This is a genomic window from Streptomyces sp. NPDC002935 (assembly GCF_040611295.1).
GTDB lineage: Bacteria > Actinomycetota > Actinomycetes > Streptomycetales > Streptomycetaceae > Streptomyces.
Genome location: NZ_JBEXNW010000050.1, coordinates 42,486 through 57,011, shown reverse-complemented (window position 1 = coordinate 57,011; position 14,526 = coordinate 42,486). Strand labels below are relative to the sequence as shown.

Genomic DNA, 14,526 nt, shown 5'->3' with positions numbered 1-14,526 from the left:
CCTCCGCCTTGCAGTTGGACGCACCAGGCCCCGCTCACGTGCGCTGATCAGGCGCCGCAGGTTTCCTCCGACTTGATCCGCCGGACAGGCCCTAGCGGGATTGAGGTTCGTGGAGACGGACGGCCATCCTCACCGTCACGTCGTCTCCAGCCGAGAGGCCGCTCGGCTTGCGCACAGCGACCTTGAGCGGCAGCAGGTAGCCGCTGTCCTTGGGGAAGAGCGACGTCTGGAAGGCGACCTCGCCGATCCGGGCCTCGACCGGGATCACGCCCCAGCCGTAGGTGGCCATCGCGGCCACCTCGCGGATGTCGGCGGCCTCCTCCTCCGGCACACGAACGAAGTAGTACGGGGACGGTCCGCGCCATTCGATCACCGGGCCGGAAAAGACGAACTCCATGAGGTCAGGTTCCTTCCTCGAGAACGGCCAAGATACGCGATCCACCCGGCGAAGGTCTCCGGTCTTCCACCCCTCGACGACGCAGGCGTACGGCGCCACTGAGACCGCTTCGGAGACCGCGCCTGCCGGTGTGCGGTGGTCACCCAGGGCGAACAGGTCACCACCTCGACGAGCGCGGCGTCGTCGCGCTTCCCTTCGCGGTCACGGTGAGCACACTCAGGGCGGGTCCCGTCAGGATGCGACGTGGTGCCCCTCGTTGGATCGTGGAGTCATGAACCATCACCAGTCCCAGCGGACGATCGACATCGACACTCGTCTCGTCACAACCGGTGCCGCGCTCACTGTGGCCGGTGCCGTGGTGGCGTGCACCGGCATGGCCATCGCGGCCTTCGCCGTCGCCACCGCAGGTCGGCGCATGATCCGCGCCATGGAGGTGCCCCCGTCCCAGCAGGCGGCCATGATGTGGCGGCAGGCCATGGAGGCGTCCCGAGCGGGCAGGCAGGCGTGGCAGTCCGCGTCCGACGCCCAGAACGGGTCGCTCACCCGCTAGACCCGTCCACGCCGCTCCACCGACACCGGGTCACCGGCCAGGCGTCGGTGGAGCGACGCCTCCTCTCCCGGCGCGGTCGCCTGGCAGGCCCGGGCCATCATCCGTTCGCCGTATCCCGACCCGCGCCGTTTCCCGACCCGCGCCGTCGCCGCGGAGCTCGATGAGCCGATGCTGCCGCCGGGCAGAGGCACCCGTTGCGCTTCACGCGGAGGTGTCCGGCGCGGCGCCCTGTACGTACGCACGTGCTGACCGCCTCGGCTTCCCACGAACCCGCGCCCGACCCCGCGATGCGATGCCGTCGCAGGCTTCCCTCCAGTCCGACCAGTCGGTATGTTCAACGGACCCGGACCCGGACATCCACGGAGGGCTCATGCTCGCGTCCCAGCAGACCCCGGCGGCACACGGCCACTGCGACCCGCGCTTCGCGGCCGTGCGCACCGCGTTCGAGGACAACTTCCGCGACCGCGGAGAACTGGGCGCGGCGGTGTCCGTCACGCTCGACGGGGAGACGGTGGTGGACCTGTGGGGCGGCTGGGCGGACGCGGCCCGCACCCGCCCGTGGGAGCGGGAGACGCTGGTCAACGTCTGGTCGACGTCGAAGGGGCCGACCGCGCTGTGCGCCCACATCCTGGCCGACCGGGGGCTCCTCGACTTCGACGCCCCGGTGGCCGCGTACTGGCCGGAGTTCGCGGCGGCGGGCAAGGGGGGCGTCCTCGTACGTCATCTGCTGTCCCACCGGGCGGGGTTGTCCGGGCCGCGCGAGCCGCGCACACTGGCGCAGCTCTGCGACTGGGAGCCGACCGTCCGTTCTCTCGCGGAGCAGGAGCCCTGGTGGGAGCCGGGGACCCGGTCCGGCTATCACGCGCTGACGTTCGGGCACCTGGTCGGCGAGCTGGTGCGACGGGTGTCGGGGCTGCTGCCGGGCGCGTTCCTGAAACAGGAGGTGACCGGGCCGCTCGGGATCGACTTCACCATCGGGCTGCCGGAGAAGGAGGCCGCACGCGCAGCCGAGCTGGTCCACCCTCGGGCCGCGTCGAGCAGTGAACAGGCCGCGATCTTCGCCCAGTTGGCGCCCGCGGCGCTGGCCGCGCTCACCAACCCGTCGGTCGGCGCCGCCGAAGCGAACACACCGCGTTGGCGGGCCGCCGAGATACCGGCCGCCAACGGCCACGGAACGGCGCGCGCGGTCGCCGCGCTGTACGGCATCTTCGCACTGAAGGGCACCTACGGCTCCCGGCGGGTGCTGTCCCCGGAGGCGGCCGAGCGGGTGCGCGAAGGACAGGGCAGTTGCCGTGACCTGGTACTGGGCGCCGGTTTCGAGAAGGAGACGGAGGTCGGACTCGGGCTGTGGCTGAGTGGCGCCAACGGCTCGTACGGGCCCAACCCGAGGGCTTTCGGACACGACGGGTTCGGCGGCTCCTGCGGTCTCGCCGACCCCGAGGCAGGGGTCTCGCTGGGGTACGTGATGAACCGCATGGGCCCGCACATCGCAGACGACCCAAGGAAGATGGCGCTCGTCGACGCCCTGTACAGCGCGCTCCGGGGGCTGCCCGCGCCGGTCGGGGACGCGGGCTGAAATCGGCCGAAGTACCCGGTCGCTCCTTCCTGGTGGCGTAGACCAATGCTAGATGTGGTGGCGCAATGAGCCCGCACGGCTACGGCTTGTCACCACGCAGGAGGCGCGGACATGGCCCGCACCACCCATTCATCCGACCACGAACCGCTCTACGCGCGGATTGCCGCACAATTACTCGGCGAGCTGCGCGACGGGACCATCCCGCCCGGCGAACGCCTGCCGGGAGAGCGGGAGTTGGCGACCCGCTTCGGCGTCAGCCGGGAGACCGTACGGCAGGCGCTGCAGATGCTGCGGCGCGGCGGCCAGGTCTCCACCGACCGGCGCGGCAGCCATGCAACGCTGTCCGGCACCGGCGCCGAGCATGTCCCGTCCCTCGACTTCCCCGTCGGAGCGCACACCAGTGAACCCTGCGCGCGCCGGCGGACCACCGTGACCTGGGAGACTCCCCCACCGGAACACGCCACGGCGCTCGGGCTCGCCCCGCGGCGGGCGACGCTGGTCCACCGCTACGAGTCCGCCGCCGCCGACGGCAGCGGACTGCGCACGGCCGTGACGTCCTTCTCCGCGATCGCGGTGACCGAGGTCGAGGAACTCGCCCGCTACCGCGACCGCGCGGACGGCAACGCGTCGGCGCAGCTGTCACGGGCCTACGACTGGATGCGCAAGGCCGGTCTGACCCTGCATCACCGGGACGCGATCACCCAACTCCCGCAGTCGGTACGGGTCACCCGGCGCGTGCACGACCAGTACGACCGGCCACTGGAGATCACCGACCTCACTGTGGACGCCCAACAGGACGCCTTGGTCTACGAGTTCACACTACCGGCGGCCGAGTGAGCATCGTCCTCGCGCGTGGCCACGACCATCCGGGCCCGCGGGCTGCCGTCCCGCCGGCGGCCGAACTCGGGCAGCGCGTGAAGCTCCGTCCGGAATCCGGCCCGCGCCAGTTCCCGCTGCGCGTCACCGAGCCGGAACGCGCGGTAGTACATGACGAAGGTCGGACGCCGGACGGCGTTGCGCACCCGCATCACCGTGTCGAAGCCCAGCAGGGCCCAGTACCAGGGCGAGCCGGGCCGCGGCGGGGCCATGACCGGGAACGCGAAGCGTCCGCCGGGACGGAGTACGGCGTGGACCCCGGCGAACAGACCGGGCAGCTCACGCGGCAGGAAGTGCCCGAAGGCGCCGAAGCTCACGACCAGGTCGAACGCGCGCCCGAAGGGCAGGGCGCGGGCGTCACCACGCACCCAGGCGACCGACGGTGTCCTGTGGTCGCGCGCCCCCGCCGCGTCCGGCGTCCCGTCGTCGCGCACCCCCGCCGGGGACGGTGTCCCGTCGGCCCCGAGGCGCGAGCGTCCGACCGTCAGCATGCCCGCGCTGATGTCGACGCCGGTGACGCTGTCCCGGCACAGCTCCCGCAGGACCTCCATGCCCGCGCCGGTGCCGCAGCAGAGGTCGAGTCCCGCGGTGAACGGTCCCATGGGAGCGAGGGCCCGCCCCACCGCGTCGAGGATCGCGTCAGGGGTCCGGAACGGCGTGTGATCGAACTTGGGGGCGAGCAGGTCGTAGCCGTGTTCGATGGACGAGAGGGCCTGCACGGCCAGTTCGCGGAGGGTGGGACCTTGCGGGGTGAACATCTCGCCGAGCTTAGGGCCTGTCCGCCGGATCAAGTCGGAGGAAACCTGCGGCGCCTGATCAGCGCACGTGAGCGGGGCCTGGTGCGTCCAACTGCAAGGCGGAGGAGGGCGCCGATGCGGAGCATCGGCAACCGACGACAACGCCGCTGGGGGTCCCCCCTGCTCGAAGAGCTTGGGGGAGGGCGTGCCAGACCCCGCGTCTCCGGCATGATCCGCCGGACAGGCCCTAGAGGCAGCGGGCGCCGGTGCGCTGATCTATGGTCCGTGGCATGACTTCGTTCCGCCCCGCCCCCGGCTGGCTGGCCGACGCCGTCTTCTACCAGATCTACCCGCAGTCGTTCGCCGACTCGAACGGCGACGGCATCGGCGACTTCGACGGAATCGCCGAGCGCCTCGACCACCTCGCGTGGCTCGGCGTCAACACCGTGTGGCTCAACCCGTGTTTCGTGTCACCGTTCGGGGACGCCGGGTACGACGTCGCCGACTACCTGGACGTCGCGCCCCGCTACGGCTCGTCCGACGACCTCGCCCGCCTCGTCGACCAGGCGGGCCACCGCGGCATCCGCGTCCTCCTGGACCTGGTGGCGGGTCACACCTCCGACCAACACCCCTGGTTCCGCGCCGCGATGGACGATCCGGCCGACGACCGGTACATCTGGACGCCCGAGGGCTCCCCGGACGGCTTCGTCCCCTCCCCCGGGACCCGCCCGGGCTCGTACCTGCCCAACTTCTTCGCCTTCCAGCCCGCCCTCAACTTCGGCTACGGGCGCGACGATCCGGCCGAGCCCTGGCGCGGCTCGGTCGACGCGGAGGGCCCGCGCGCCAACCGTGCCGCCCTGCGCGCGATCATGGATCACTGGCTGGGCCTCGGGCTGTCCGGCTTCCGCGTGGACATGGCCGCCTCGCTCGTGAAGGACGACCCGGGCAAGAAGGAAACGGCCGCGATCTGGACGGAGTTGCGCCACTGGCTGGACCGCGCGCATCCGGACGCGGTGCTGCTCTCGGAGTGGGGCGACCCCGAGGTGTCCGTTCCCGCGGGGTTCCACGGGGACTTCTTCCTCCAGTTCGGCGGCCCCACCGACGGGCTCGCCCTGCGCTCGCTCTGGAGCAACGGCGAGGGCACGGTCAACGAGGCCTGGGACCCCCTCGACTGCTTCTTCGACGCCGAAGGCCGGGGCTCCCCGCGCCCGTTCGTTCAGGCCTGGCGCCATGCGGCCTCCACGATCGGCGAGAACGGCTTCGTCGCGCTCCCCACCGCCAATCACGACTTCTCCCGCCTCAACTGCGGCCCCCGCACGGCCGGTCAGCTGCCCGCCGCCTTCGCCTTCCAGCTGACCTGGCCGACCCTTCCGGCGATCTACTACGGCGACGAGATCGGCATGCGCTACGTTCCGGGGCTGCCCGAGAAGGAGGGCAGCGTGCTGGGGCCGCGCTACAACCGCGCGGGTTCCCGGACACCGATGCAGTGGGACGACAGCCCCAACGCCGGTTTCTCCACCGCCCCCGCCGACCGCCTCTACCTCCCTCTCGACCCGTCCCCGGACCGCCCGACCGTGGCCGCCCAACGGGCCGACGACGCCTCGCTCCTGCACCTCGTACGACGCCTCGTCGCCCTGCGCACCAGCACCCCGGAACTGGGACCGGGCGGCACGGTGGAGGTGGTGCACGCCGGGTATCCGTTCGTGTACGTGCGGGGCGGCCGGTATCTCGTCGTGGTCAATCCCCGCCGGGAGCAGACGAGTTGCCACTACGACGGCATCACCGACGCACGCCCCCTGGAAGCCACCGGCATCCGCGTCGACGCCGGCACCATCAGCGCCGAGGGCTTCGGCTACGGCATCTTCGAACTCGCCGGGCCATGGTCCAGGCATTGAGCGCAGCACCGTGTGAGGCACCCAGGCCCACCTGTTGTCCGTGATCTTTACCGTGCCATGAGCGAAGTTGTGCGGGACTCGGGTCAGCGTCCCCGTCGGAATCGGGGGGACGGATGAACCGTTCAGGTCGGCTCCCGGCGGGAGCGGGGGCAGGCCGTCCGCACATCCCGGCGGCCATGACGCCCATGATCGATCAGCTGCGTTGATCTTGAGTGACACCCAGCGATCATCGAGCGGCAGTTACCAGTCATGTTGATCATCTCGACCTGTCACTCGGCTGTCACGACCACGGTCCCTTTTGTCGCCCTTGCACTGATCTGCCGGAGGCTGGATGCGCTACGCGCGTTGAAGGGGCCCGATTTCACCGGGCGCAGGGTGGGTGGCTCATTCCCACGCTCCGCAACCTCAACGGAACCTCAATTGCTTGAAGGTGCTTCTAATTCCATGTTCTGCTCTCCATGCCCCGGTGATCACGGAAACCCGGAAATGCATCAGGAGAGAAATGTGAAAGATTTACCCAGCCCAACACGGGGCGCCGCATGACAACAGTCACCCAACAGTCGGCAAAGAATTCCCCAATTCTGGTCATCGGCAGCGGCTCGGCCATCTGGCGGGAATACCTTCTGCGCTCGATATCCGAATCCTGTGATATATGGCTCTTCAGCGCCGGCGATGTCACGTGGGAATCTCCGTACATCATCGGCAGCACTCGGGTGAACACACTCGATGCCGCCGCGACCATTGAGGCAGCGGCCGACCTGGACCGCCGGCTCGGCGTGGGCGGGGTGCTCTCCTACGACGAGATCCGCGTGTCCGTCGCCGCCGCGGTGGCCGAGGCGCTCGGGCTGCCCGGGGGCGGTGCCGAAGCGGTCGCGTCCTGCCGTGACAAGGCCTCGACCCGGCAGAGGTTCTCCGCCGGCGGAGTGCCCCAGCCGAGTTCGTACGCGGTGTCCTCCTTCGAGGAGGCCGAGTCCCGGGCCGCCTCCATCGGGTATCCCGTGGTGGTCAAGCCGCGTGCGCTGGCGGGCAGCATGGGCGTCGCGCTGGTCGCGAAGGCGGCGGACCTGCCGGATGCCTACGCCTCGACACGGAGCGCGGAATTCTTCGAACTCCCGAGGCTGGAGGCCGGCGTCCTCGTCGAGTCGTTCGCCGACGGGCCGGAGATCAGCATCGACGCGGCCTGCCACAACGGCACCGTGCACCCGCTCTTCGTCGCGAGGAAGAAGACCGGCTTCGCTCCGTGCTTCGAGGAGGTCGGGCATGTGGTCAGCGCCCGCGACCCGCTCCTGACGGATCCCGAGATTGTACGGGTCCTGCAGGCGGCCCACAGCGCGCTCGGGCTGTCCACCCTCATGACCCACACGGAGATCCGGCTGACCTCGGCGGGCCCCAGGGTCATCGAGGTGAACGCCCGGCTGGGCGGGGACCTCATCCCGTACACCGCCCACCTGGCCACCGGGGTCGACTACGGGCTGGTGGCGGCCCGGCTCGCCCAGGGCATCCCCCCGGTTCGCGAGGAACTGCCCGAGCGGACCGCGCAGATCGACTTCCTCTACCCCGACACCGACCTGAAGGTCGACGCCCTCGACGTGACCGAGGACGGGCTGCCGGCCGAGGTGCACCGGATCATTCCGCTCGTCGGTCCCGGCCGGGAGCTGCGCATCCCGCCGCGGGAGCACGTCCGCGGCCGCTATGCCGTCGTCATCACCGCGGCGCGGACCCCTGAGGCCTGCGAGCAGGCGAAGGCGGCCGCCGAGAAGCACATCGAACTCGTGGGCGCTCCGCTGGACATCCCTCCCGCCGCGTAATTCGCCCCATCCGCTCTCAAGCCTCAGGCGACTCATGGAATCACTGACACAGGACGCCGTCCTGCTGCTGGACCCTGTGAAAACGGGGGCCAACTACAAACCGGCCGTGCGCGAACGCGGCCTGGCCATCGTCTCCGTCTACACGGTGGAGCCGACCGAACTGCACGAGCGCTGGCCCACGCACGCCGACGGTGACGACGCGACGCTCTACGCGTCGCAGACCGCCGACGTACTGGCGAAGCTGGCCGAACAGCCCTACCGGATCCGCGGCGTGGTGCCGGCCATGGAATCGGCCGTCCACCTGGCCGAGGAGGTGGCCGAGCGACTGGGCCTGCCCGGCAACGGGACCCGCCTCGCCCGCGCCCGCCGCGACAAGGCCGAGATGCGGCGCGTCACCCAGGCCGCCGGCGTGCGGGTACCGGAGCACCACGTCGTGCACAGCCTCGACGAGGTCGCGGCGGCAGCGGAGAAGATCGGTTTCCCCGCCATCCTCAAGCCGACGACCGGCGCCGGATCGCACGGGGTCACCCTGCTGCCGAACGCCCGGGCCGCCCGGCACCTGGAGGACCAGGAGCGCCGTGACCTGTTCGGCTGGGAGGTCACCGAGTGGCTGGTGGAGCGGTACGTCCGCGGTCGTGAGATCGCCGTGAACTGCTTCAGCTTCGGCGGACAGCACCGGGTCGTCGACATGTGGGAGTACCGCAGGCCCGACGACGCCGACTACGACCTGCCGTACTGGGGCTCGGTCCAGCTCGACCGGGACGACCCCGACTGGCGGCCGGTGGCGGAATTCATCGAGACCGTCCTGGACTCGCTGGAGATTCGCAGCGGCCCGAGCCACACCGAGGTCAAGTTCGCCGCCGACGGCGTGTACCTGATCGAGACCGGCGCTCGGCTGCCCGGTGGTCCCATCACCGACCAGTGGACGCAGAACAGCGACATCCGACCGTTCCACGACGCGCTCGACTTCTACGTGGACGACGGCGCCGTGCCCCGGCTGCTCCAGGACGCGCCCGTGTTCCACGCGGTGTGCGGGGCCAGCGCCATCTGCAACGAGGAACGGCCCGGAACGCTCGTGGCCATTCGCGGCCTGGAGGCCGTCAACGCGCTGCCCGGTGTCGACAAGATGCTCGTCACCTACCAGCCGGGCGACCACGTTCCGGTCACCCGCAACACGAAGACCATTCCGCTCGGCGTCTGGGTGTCCGGCGCCACGCGGGACGACGTCATCCGGACCCTCGACGAGATCCGCCGGACCGCGGCGATCGAACTCGCCGGGCAACTCGAGAGTTAGGTGTGTCTCCATGGCACGGATAGTCGCCATCGTCTCCGGCGGACTCGACTCCGTCGTACTGGCCCACCACCTGGTGGACCAGGGGGACGACCTCCTGATGCTGTCCATCGACTACGGCCAGCGGCACCGCAAGGAGCACGAGTTCGCGCAGCGCACGGCCGACCGGCTGGGCGCCGACTACGAGGTCGTCGACCTGCGCAACATCGCCACCATGCTGCCCGGCTACTCGCTGACCGACAGCAGGGTCGACGTCCCCGACCAGCACTACACGGCACCCGGCAGCGTCAACGTGGTGCCGAACCGCAACGTCATCCTGCTGTCCGTCGCCTTCGGGCGGGCGGCCGCCGAGAAGGCCGACAAGGTCGCGATCGGCACGGTGGCCGGCGACGACACCACCGCCCCCGACTGCTCGCGCGCCTTCATCGACGCGTTCAACACGATGGAGCGGGTGGCCACCGCCGGGTACGCGCCCGAGGGGCTTGAGGTCGTCGCGCCCTTCATCGACATGCCGAAGCACGAGGTCATCAACCTCGGCGAGCGGCTCGGTGTGCCCTGGCAGGGGACCTGGAGCTGTTTCAACAACTACGACGTGCAGTGCGGCCTGTGCGCCGCCTGCCAGGACCGGCGGCTGGCCTTCGAGAAGTCCGGCGTGTCCGACCCGACCCCCTACAGGAGCGAGTGACAGATGTTCACGATCACGAAGGACTTCCAGTTCTCGGCGAGCCACCGGCTGGCCCACCTCCCCGAGGACCATCAATGCGCCCGGCTGCACGGGCACAACTACACGGTGCAGCTCGAACTGCGCTGTGCGAGCGACGAGCTCACCGAGCCGGGATTCGTTCGCGACTACGGCGAGCTCGGGGACTTCAAGAAATGGATCGACGCGGAACTCGACCACCGTCACCTGAACGAGGCGATATCCGACCGCAATCCATCGGCAGAGAACATGGCGATGTGGATCTACCAGATCTGGTCCGAGCGTATTCCGGAGCTTTCCGCCGTCCGCGTATCCGAAACGCCCAAGACCTGGGCCGAATTCCGTCCGTAAGGATATGAGCGGAGCGTTGTCATCGAAACTCTGGAAGAAAGCGTAGAAGACGCCGAACTCTTCGCGGATGCCGCGAAGATCGTCGTGAACGAGATATTCGGTCCCACGGTGCAGGGGGAAGGCCCGTCCGCGGGCCGGCGGTGCGGATTCCTCCGCCTGGGCGGATGCAACCTGTCCTGCAGCTGGTGCGACACCCCCTACACCTGGGACTGGAAGGGCACCAGCGACGAAGGCAGGGCCTACGACCCCCGGGTCGAGCTCACCTCGCGCAGCCCCGCCGACGTGCTCCACGAGCTGCTCGCCATGGACGTGGACCTCATCGTCATCAGCGGCGGAGAACCGCTGAAGCAGCAGAAGAGGATCGCCCCTCTGGTGCGTGAGCTCCACGATCGCGGCATCTCCGTCGAGGTGGAGACCAACGGAACCGTCGTTCCGGACGACGAACTGATCGACCTGGGTATCCGCTTCAACGTCTCCCCGAAGCTGTCGCACGCGGGAGACCCCGAGCACCGCAGGATCAAGCCCGACGCGCTGCGCAAGCTCGCGCGGACGCCGGGAGTCGCCTTCAAGTTCGTGTGCAGGTCGCACGACGATCTCGACGAAGTCGCCGCGTTGCAGCGGAACGTGGGCATCGATCCCGTCTGGATCATGCCCGAAGGCAAGAACGTCACCGACATCAGCCGCCACCTGGCACACCTCTCCGACGAGGTCGTGCGGCGCAACTGGAATCTCTCCACCAGGCTCCATGTGTTGGCCTGGGGAGATCAACGGGGAGTATGACATGACGATTGAACTTGAAGACCTCGCGGCGACCTCCGTGAACGGTGTGAACCCGACCGCGGACCCGCTGGAGTCGCTGGCCCGGCAGTTGCTCGCCGAGATCGGCGAGGACCCCAACCGTGAGGGCCTCCTCGACACCCCCCGCCGCTACGCTAAGTGGTGGCGCGAGTTCGTCAACTACGACGCCGGGAAGATCGAAACCATCTTCGAGAGCGTCGCCGACAACCAGATGGTGCTCGTGTCCGACATGCAGGTGTGGTCGCTGTGCGAGCATCACCTGCTGCCGTTCAACTGCTCCCTGACGGTCGCGTACCGCAGCAACGACAAGCTGCTCGGGCTGTCGAAGTTCGCCCGCATCGCGCACAAGCACGCCCACAAGCTCCAGGTGCAGGAGCGGCTCGTCGCCGACATCGCCGCCGAGATCGCCTCGGTCACCGACTCTCCCGACGTCGCCGTCATCGGCCGGGGTGAGCACCTCTGCATGACCATGCGCGGCATCAGGACCGGTGCCGTCATGACGTCGGCCGTCATGCGCGGCGTGTTCGGCGAGGACGGGCCGCAGCGAACCGAGTTGCTGACGCTCGCCAACTCTTCCGGCGCCTCGCTGCGCCGCTGAGGCGCGGGCGCTCGTGCCCCCTCGCCCTGCCGACATCCGGGTCCCTTGCCGAGCAGAGGAGTTCTCATGACAGGGGCGGTCGCCCCTCGCCGTTCACAGGACCTTGACGGCCCGAAGAAGATCCTCCTGTCCGGCGTCTCCTCCGACGCCCACATGTGGAACCTGATATTCCTTCAGCTCTTCATCGAGGAGAACGGCCATCAGGTGAGGAATCTGGGCCCCTGCGCCCCGGACGAACTGATCGCCGAGCACTGTCTCGCCTGGCGCCCGGACGCGCTCGTCATCAGCACGGTGAACGGGCACGGCCACCTGGACGGGGTCCGGCTCATCCGCACCCTGCGCGAGGCGGGTGGGCCGCTGGCGACTCTTCCGGTCGTCATCGGCGGGAAGCTGGGCATCCACGGGATCGGAAACGCGCGGTTCCACCAGCAGTTGCTGGACGCCGGCTTCGACGCCGTCTTCGGCGCCGAAACCGGGGTCATGGAGTTCCAGTCCTACCTCACAGCTCTCAGCCGGTCCGGGCGGGCCGTGGAGACGACGGCGGTCCCGGCATGCTGAATCCTGCCGACCCGGCGGCACCGCTCGCCGGATCGGTTCCGTCGCCGTACGGACCCGATCCGGCGGAGCTGGGCGGCCTGCCCGCCGCCGTCGCCCGTGCGCGTGCCCGCGGCGAGCTCGTCGTCCAGCCGCGCATGGGCTTCGGGACCGTCTCCCGGATGCGGGCCGGCCTCACCGCCGTACACGACTGCGACGCGGTGAGCGTCGGAACGGTCACCGTCGACAGCTTCACCCGCGTCAACGACCACGACTCCGCACGCCGTGCGCTGGCGGGGGGAGCGGACCTCAACGGCTTCCCCCTCGTGGCCCACGGCCCCACCACCACACGCCGGATGCTCGACGGGCTGCTGTCCGAGCACTTCCCGGTCCAGGTACGGCACGGTTCGGCCCTGCCGTACCCCCTTTTCCAGAGCCTCACCGAGGCAGGGCTCACCGCCACCGAGGGCGGTCCGGTCTCCTACTGCCTCCCCTACAGCCGCACACCGCTCGACGACTCCATCGAGGCGTGGAGCCGGTGCTGCGAACTGCTCGCCTCGACCTCCCGGCCCGGCGCCGTCGCGCATCTGGAGAGTTTCGGCGGATGCATGCTGGGCCAGCTCTGCCCACCCAGCCTCCTGATCGCCCTGAGCGTCCTGGAATGCCTGTTCTTCAGGCAGCACGGGCTGCGCAGTGTCTCTCTCAGCTACGCGCAGCAGACCAGTCCGGCGCAGGACCGCGAGGCCCTCGCCGCCCTGCGCCGGCTGGCCGGTGAACTCCTGTCCGGCATGGACTGGCACATCGTGCTCTACACGTACATGGGCGTCTTCCCGCAGACCCGGGCAGGCGCGCTGGCCCTGCTCGGCGACAGTGCGCGGCTGGCGGTCACGGCCGGGGCCGAGCGCCTCATCGTCAAGACACCGGCCGAAGCCCATCGGATTCCCACGATCGAGGAGAACGTCCAGTCCCTGGAACACGCCGCGCAGGCCGCCCGCGGTGCCCGCGCGCCGGCCACCGCACCGGAGCCGGTGCCCGACACCGGCATCTACCGTGAGGCCGCGGCGCTGGTGGAGCGCACGCTCGCCCTCCACCCCAGGGTCGGCAGGGCGCTCGGGCAGGCGTTCCGCCTGGGCACGCTGGACGTCCCGTACTGCCTGCATCCCGACAACGCGCAGCGGGCCCGGGCCGTGATCGACGACCACGGACACCTGCGCTGGGCCTCCGTCGGCGCCATGCCTCTGCCGCGTCCCGCCTCGTCGGCCGGTGCCCGGCTGACCTCGACCGGCCTTCTGCACATGCTCCATTACACCCAGCGGCGCTACGACGTTCCCGCACCCACCCCCAGACAGCACGCGATCACGACTGTGGGAGACAAGGAACGGGCCGCCGCTCCATTGCCCACGGGGGATTGATGAACACCGACTCCATAAGTCCCGCACCGCCGTCGGCGGACACGCAGGCCGGGGCCGCGGGCGAGAAGCCGTTCCGCAAGGGCTACCGCCTGCCGCCGGAGCTGCGCGACCGCATCGCCGCCGCACATCGCACCCGGCCCCTCCTCACCATGGCCTGCGCTCTGACGGATGCGGTCACCGCCCTGGCCACCGCGGTCGTCTGCGCCTTGTTACTGACCTCCGCGAGCCTGTTCCTGTCCGTTCCGGTCGCACTCGCCGGCTGCTTACTCATCGCCCGTCAGCTGCGCGCGCTGGAGAACCTCACCCACGAGGCCTCGCACTACAACTGGTCACGCCACCACCGCAGAGGGAACGACGTCCTCGGATGGCTGCTCTCCGGCCTGCCGACGGGCGGCCGGCTCTCCGCGTACCGGGAGAGCCACCTTCGCCACCACGGCCGGTTCGGCACCTCGGACGATCCCGACCGGCGGCGCTACGCCGAACTCGACCTCGAAGCACTGAACCGCAGCTCGCCCTGGGCGTTCGCGTCCTCGGTGCTGGTCAGGATCACCCGCTACCAGATCGGCTGGCTGCGCGAGGTCAAGACGGACCTGCTCGCGAGCGCCGGGATTCTGCTGTGGAGCGCGGTGTGCGCGGCGCTCCCCGCGACGCTGCTCGGCGGCCCGGTCACCGGCGTCCTCGCCGAAGTGGTCTGGCTGGCCTCGGCGTTCGTGGTGCTGCCGGTCCTGCGCCTGGTCGCCGAGGCCGACGAGCACATCTACTCCGACTGCGACACGGTCTTCGACGCCACCATCTCCAACGTGGGCCTCGTACAACGCGTCCTGATCCATCCGCACGCCGACGGTTACCACACGGTCCATCACCTGTGGCCGGGGATCCCCCATCACGCGCTGCGCCGCGTGCACCACACACTCATGACACATGACCCCGACTACGCCCGGCGCATCAGGATGCGCCGAGGTGTGCTCGACACCCCCCGAGCGACGACCTCGGACTCCTAGAG

General features: G+C 69.9%; 15 protein-coding genes. 13 read left to right on the top strand and 2 right to left on the bottom strand.

Annotated features, from left to right (window positions below; all coding sequences use genetic code 11):
- Window positions 1–91 precede the first annotated feature (91 nt).
- Window positions 92–397, bottom strand: a complete 306-nt coding sequence (locus ABZX90_RS40205) for a DUF1905 domain-containing protein (RefSeq protein ID WP_351132805.1) — start codon at window positions 395–397, stop codon at window positions 92–94.
- 271 nt (window positions 398–668) lie between these two features.
- Here ABZX90_RS40205 and ABZX90_RS40200 point away from each other — a divergent pair, with 271 nt between their 5' ends.
- From ABZX90_RS40200 to ABZX90_RS40190, 3 genes are all read left to right on the top strand, one after another.
- On the top strand, window positions 669–947 hold the full coding sequence (locus tag ABZX90_RS40200) for a hypothetical protein (RefSeq protein ID WP_355213313.1): 279 nt from the start codon (window positions 669–671) through the stop codon (window positions 945–947).
- 370 nt (window positions 948–1,317) lie between these two features.
- Entirely contained in the window at window positions 1,318–2,523 is a 1,206-nt protein-coding gene (locus ABZX90_RS40195; RefSeq protein WP_355213312.1) for a serine hydrolase domain-containing protein, read from the top strand.
- Between the two features lie 111 nt (window positions 2,524–2,634).
- Window positions 2,635–3,360 (top strand): GntR family transcriptional regulator, encoded by a 726-nt coding sequence (locus ABZX90_RS40190; protein WP_351132799.1) that lies wholly within the window; start codon window positions 2,635–2,637, stop codon window positions 3,358–3,360.
- Here ABZX90_RS40190 and ABZX90_RS40185 read toward each other — a convergent pair.
- Complete coding sequence (locus ABZX90_RS40185; protein ID WP_355213311.1) at window positions 3,330–4,157, bottom strand: class I SAM-dependent methyltransferase; 828 nt, start codon at window positions 4,155–4,157, stop codon at window positions 3,330–3,332. The genes ABZX90_RS40190 and ABZX90_RS40185 overlap by 31 nt on opposite strands.
- A gap of 269 nt (window positions 4,158–4,426) precedes the next feature.
- Between ABZX90_RS40185 and ABZX90_RS40180 the strand changes: the two genes are divergently transcribed.
- The 10 genes from ABZX90_RS40180 (at window position 4,427) to ABZX90_RS40135 (ending at window position 14,524) form a co-directional block, all read left to right on the top strand.
- Window positions 4,427–6,031 (top strand): alpha-amylase family glycosyl hydrolase, encoded by a 1,605-nt coding sequence (locus ABZX90_RS40180; protein ID WP_355213310.1) that lies wholly within the window; start codon window positions 4,427–4,429, stop codon window positions 6,029–6,031.
- 713 nt (window positions 6,032–6,744) lie between these two features.
- Complete coding sequence (locus ABZX90_RS40175; protein ID WP_355213309.1) at window positions 6,745–7,839, top strand: ATP-grasp domain-containing protein; 1,095 nt, start codon at window positions 6,745–6,747, stop codon at window positions 7,837–7,839.
- Between the two features lie 34 nt (window positions 7,840–7,873).
- Window positions 7,874–9,133, top strand: coding sequence for an ATP-grasp domain-containing protein (locus ABZX90_RS40170; RefSeq protein WP_355213308.1), 1,260 nt, complete (start codon window positions 7,874–7,876; stop codon window positions 9,131–9,133).
- A gap of 10 nt (window positions 9,134–9,143) precedes the next feature.
- Window positions 9,144–9,815, top strand: coding sequence for a 7-cyano-7-deazaguanine synthase (locus ABZX90_RS40165; RefSeq protein ID WP_351132789.1), 672 nt, complete (start codon window positions 9,144–9,146; stop codon window positions 9,813–9,815).
- Between the two features lie 3 nt (window positions 9,816–9,818).
- Window positions 9,819–10,181: a 6-carboxytetrahydropterin synthase gene (locus ABZX90_RS40160; protein WP_355213307.1), complete on the top strand. Its 363-nt coding sequence runs from the start codon at window positions 9,819–9,821 to the stop codon at window positions 10,179–10,181.
- A gap of 84 nt (window positions 10,182–10,265) precedes the next feature.
- Window positions 10,266–10,961: a 7-carboxy-7-deazaguanine synthase QueE gene (locus tag ABZX90_RS40155; protein WP_351132785.1), complete on the top strand. Its 696-nt coding sequence runs from the start codon at window positions 10,266–10,268 to the stop codon at window positions 10,959–10,961.
- 1 nt (window position 10,962) lies between these two features.
- On the top strand, window positions 10,963–11,577 hold the full coding sequence (gene folE, locus ABZX90_RS40150; protein WP_351132783.1) for a GTP cyclohydrolase I: 615 nt from the start codon (window positions 10,963–10,965) through the stop codon (window positions 11,575–11,577).
- A 66-nt stretch (window positions 11,578–11,643) separates the two neighbouring features.
- Window positions 11,644–12,135 carry a methylmalonyl-CoA mutase gene (locus ABZX90_RS40145; RefSeq protein ID WP_351132781.1) on the top strand — a complete coding sequence of 164 codons (492 nt, stop codon included), beginning with the start codon at window positions 11,644–11,646 and terminating at the stop codon, window positions 12,133–12,135.
- Window positions 12,129–13,523 carry a methylaspartate mutase gene (locus ABZX90_RS40140; protein ID WP_355213306.1) on the top strand — a complete coding sequence of 465 codons (1,395 nt, stop codon included), beginning with the start codon at window positions 12,129–12,131 and terminating at the stop codon, window positions 13,521–13,523. Before ABZX90_RS40145 ends, ABZX90_RS40140 begins: the two co-directional genes overlap by 7 nt.
- Window positions 13,523–14,524 (top strand): fatty acid desaturase family protein, encoded by a 1,002-nt coding sequence (locus ABZX90_RS40135; RefSeq protein ID WP_355213305.1) that lies wholly within the window; start codon window positions 13,523–13,525, stop codon window positions 14,522–14,524. The genes ABZX90_RS40140 and ABZX90_RS40135 overlap by 1 nt, the downstream gene beginning before the upstream one ends.
- Window positions 14,525–14,526: the final 2 nt, after the last annotated feature.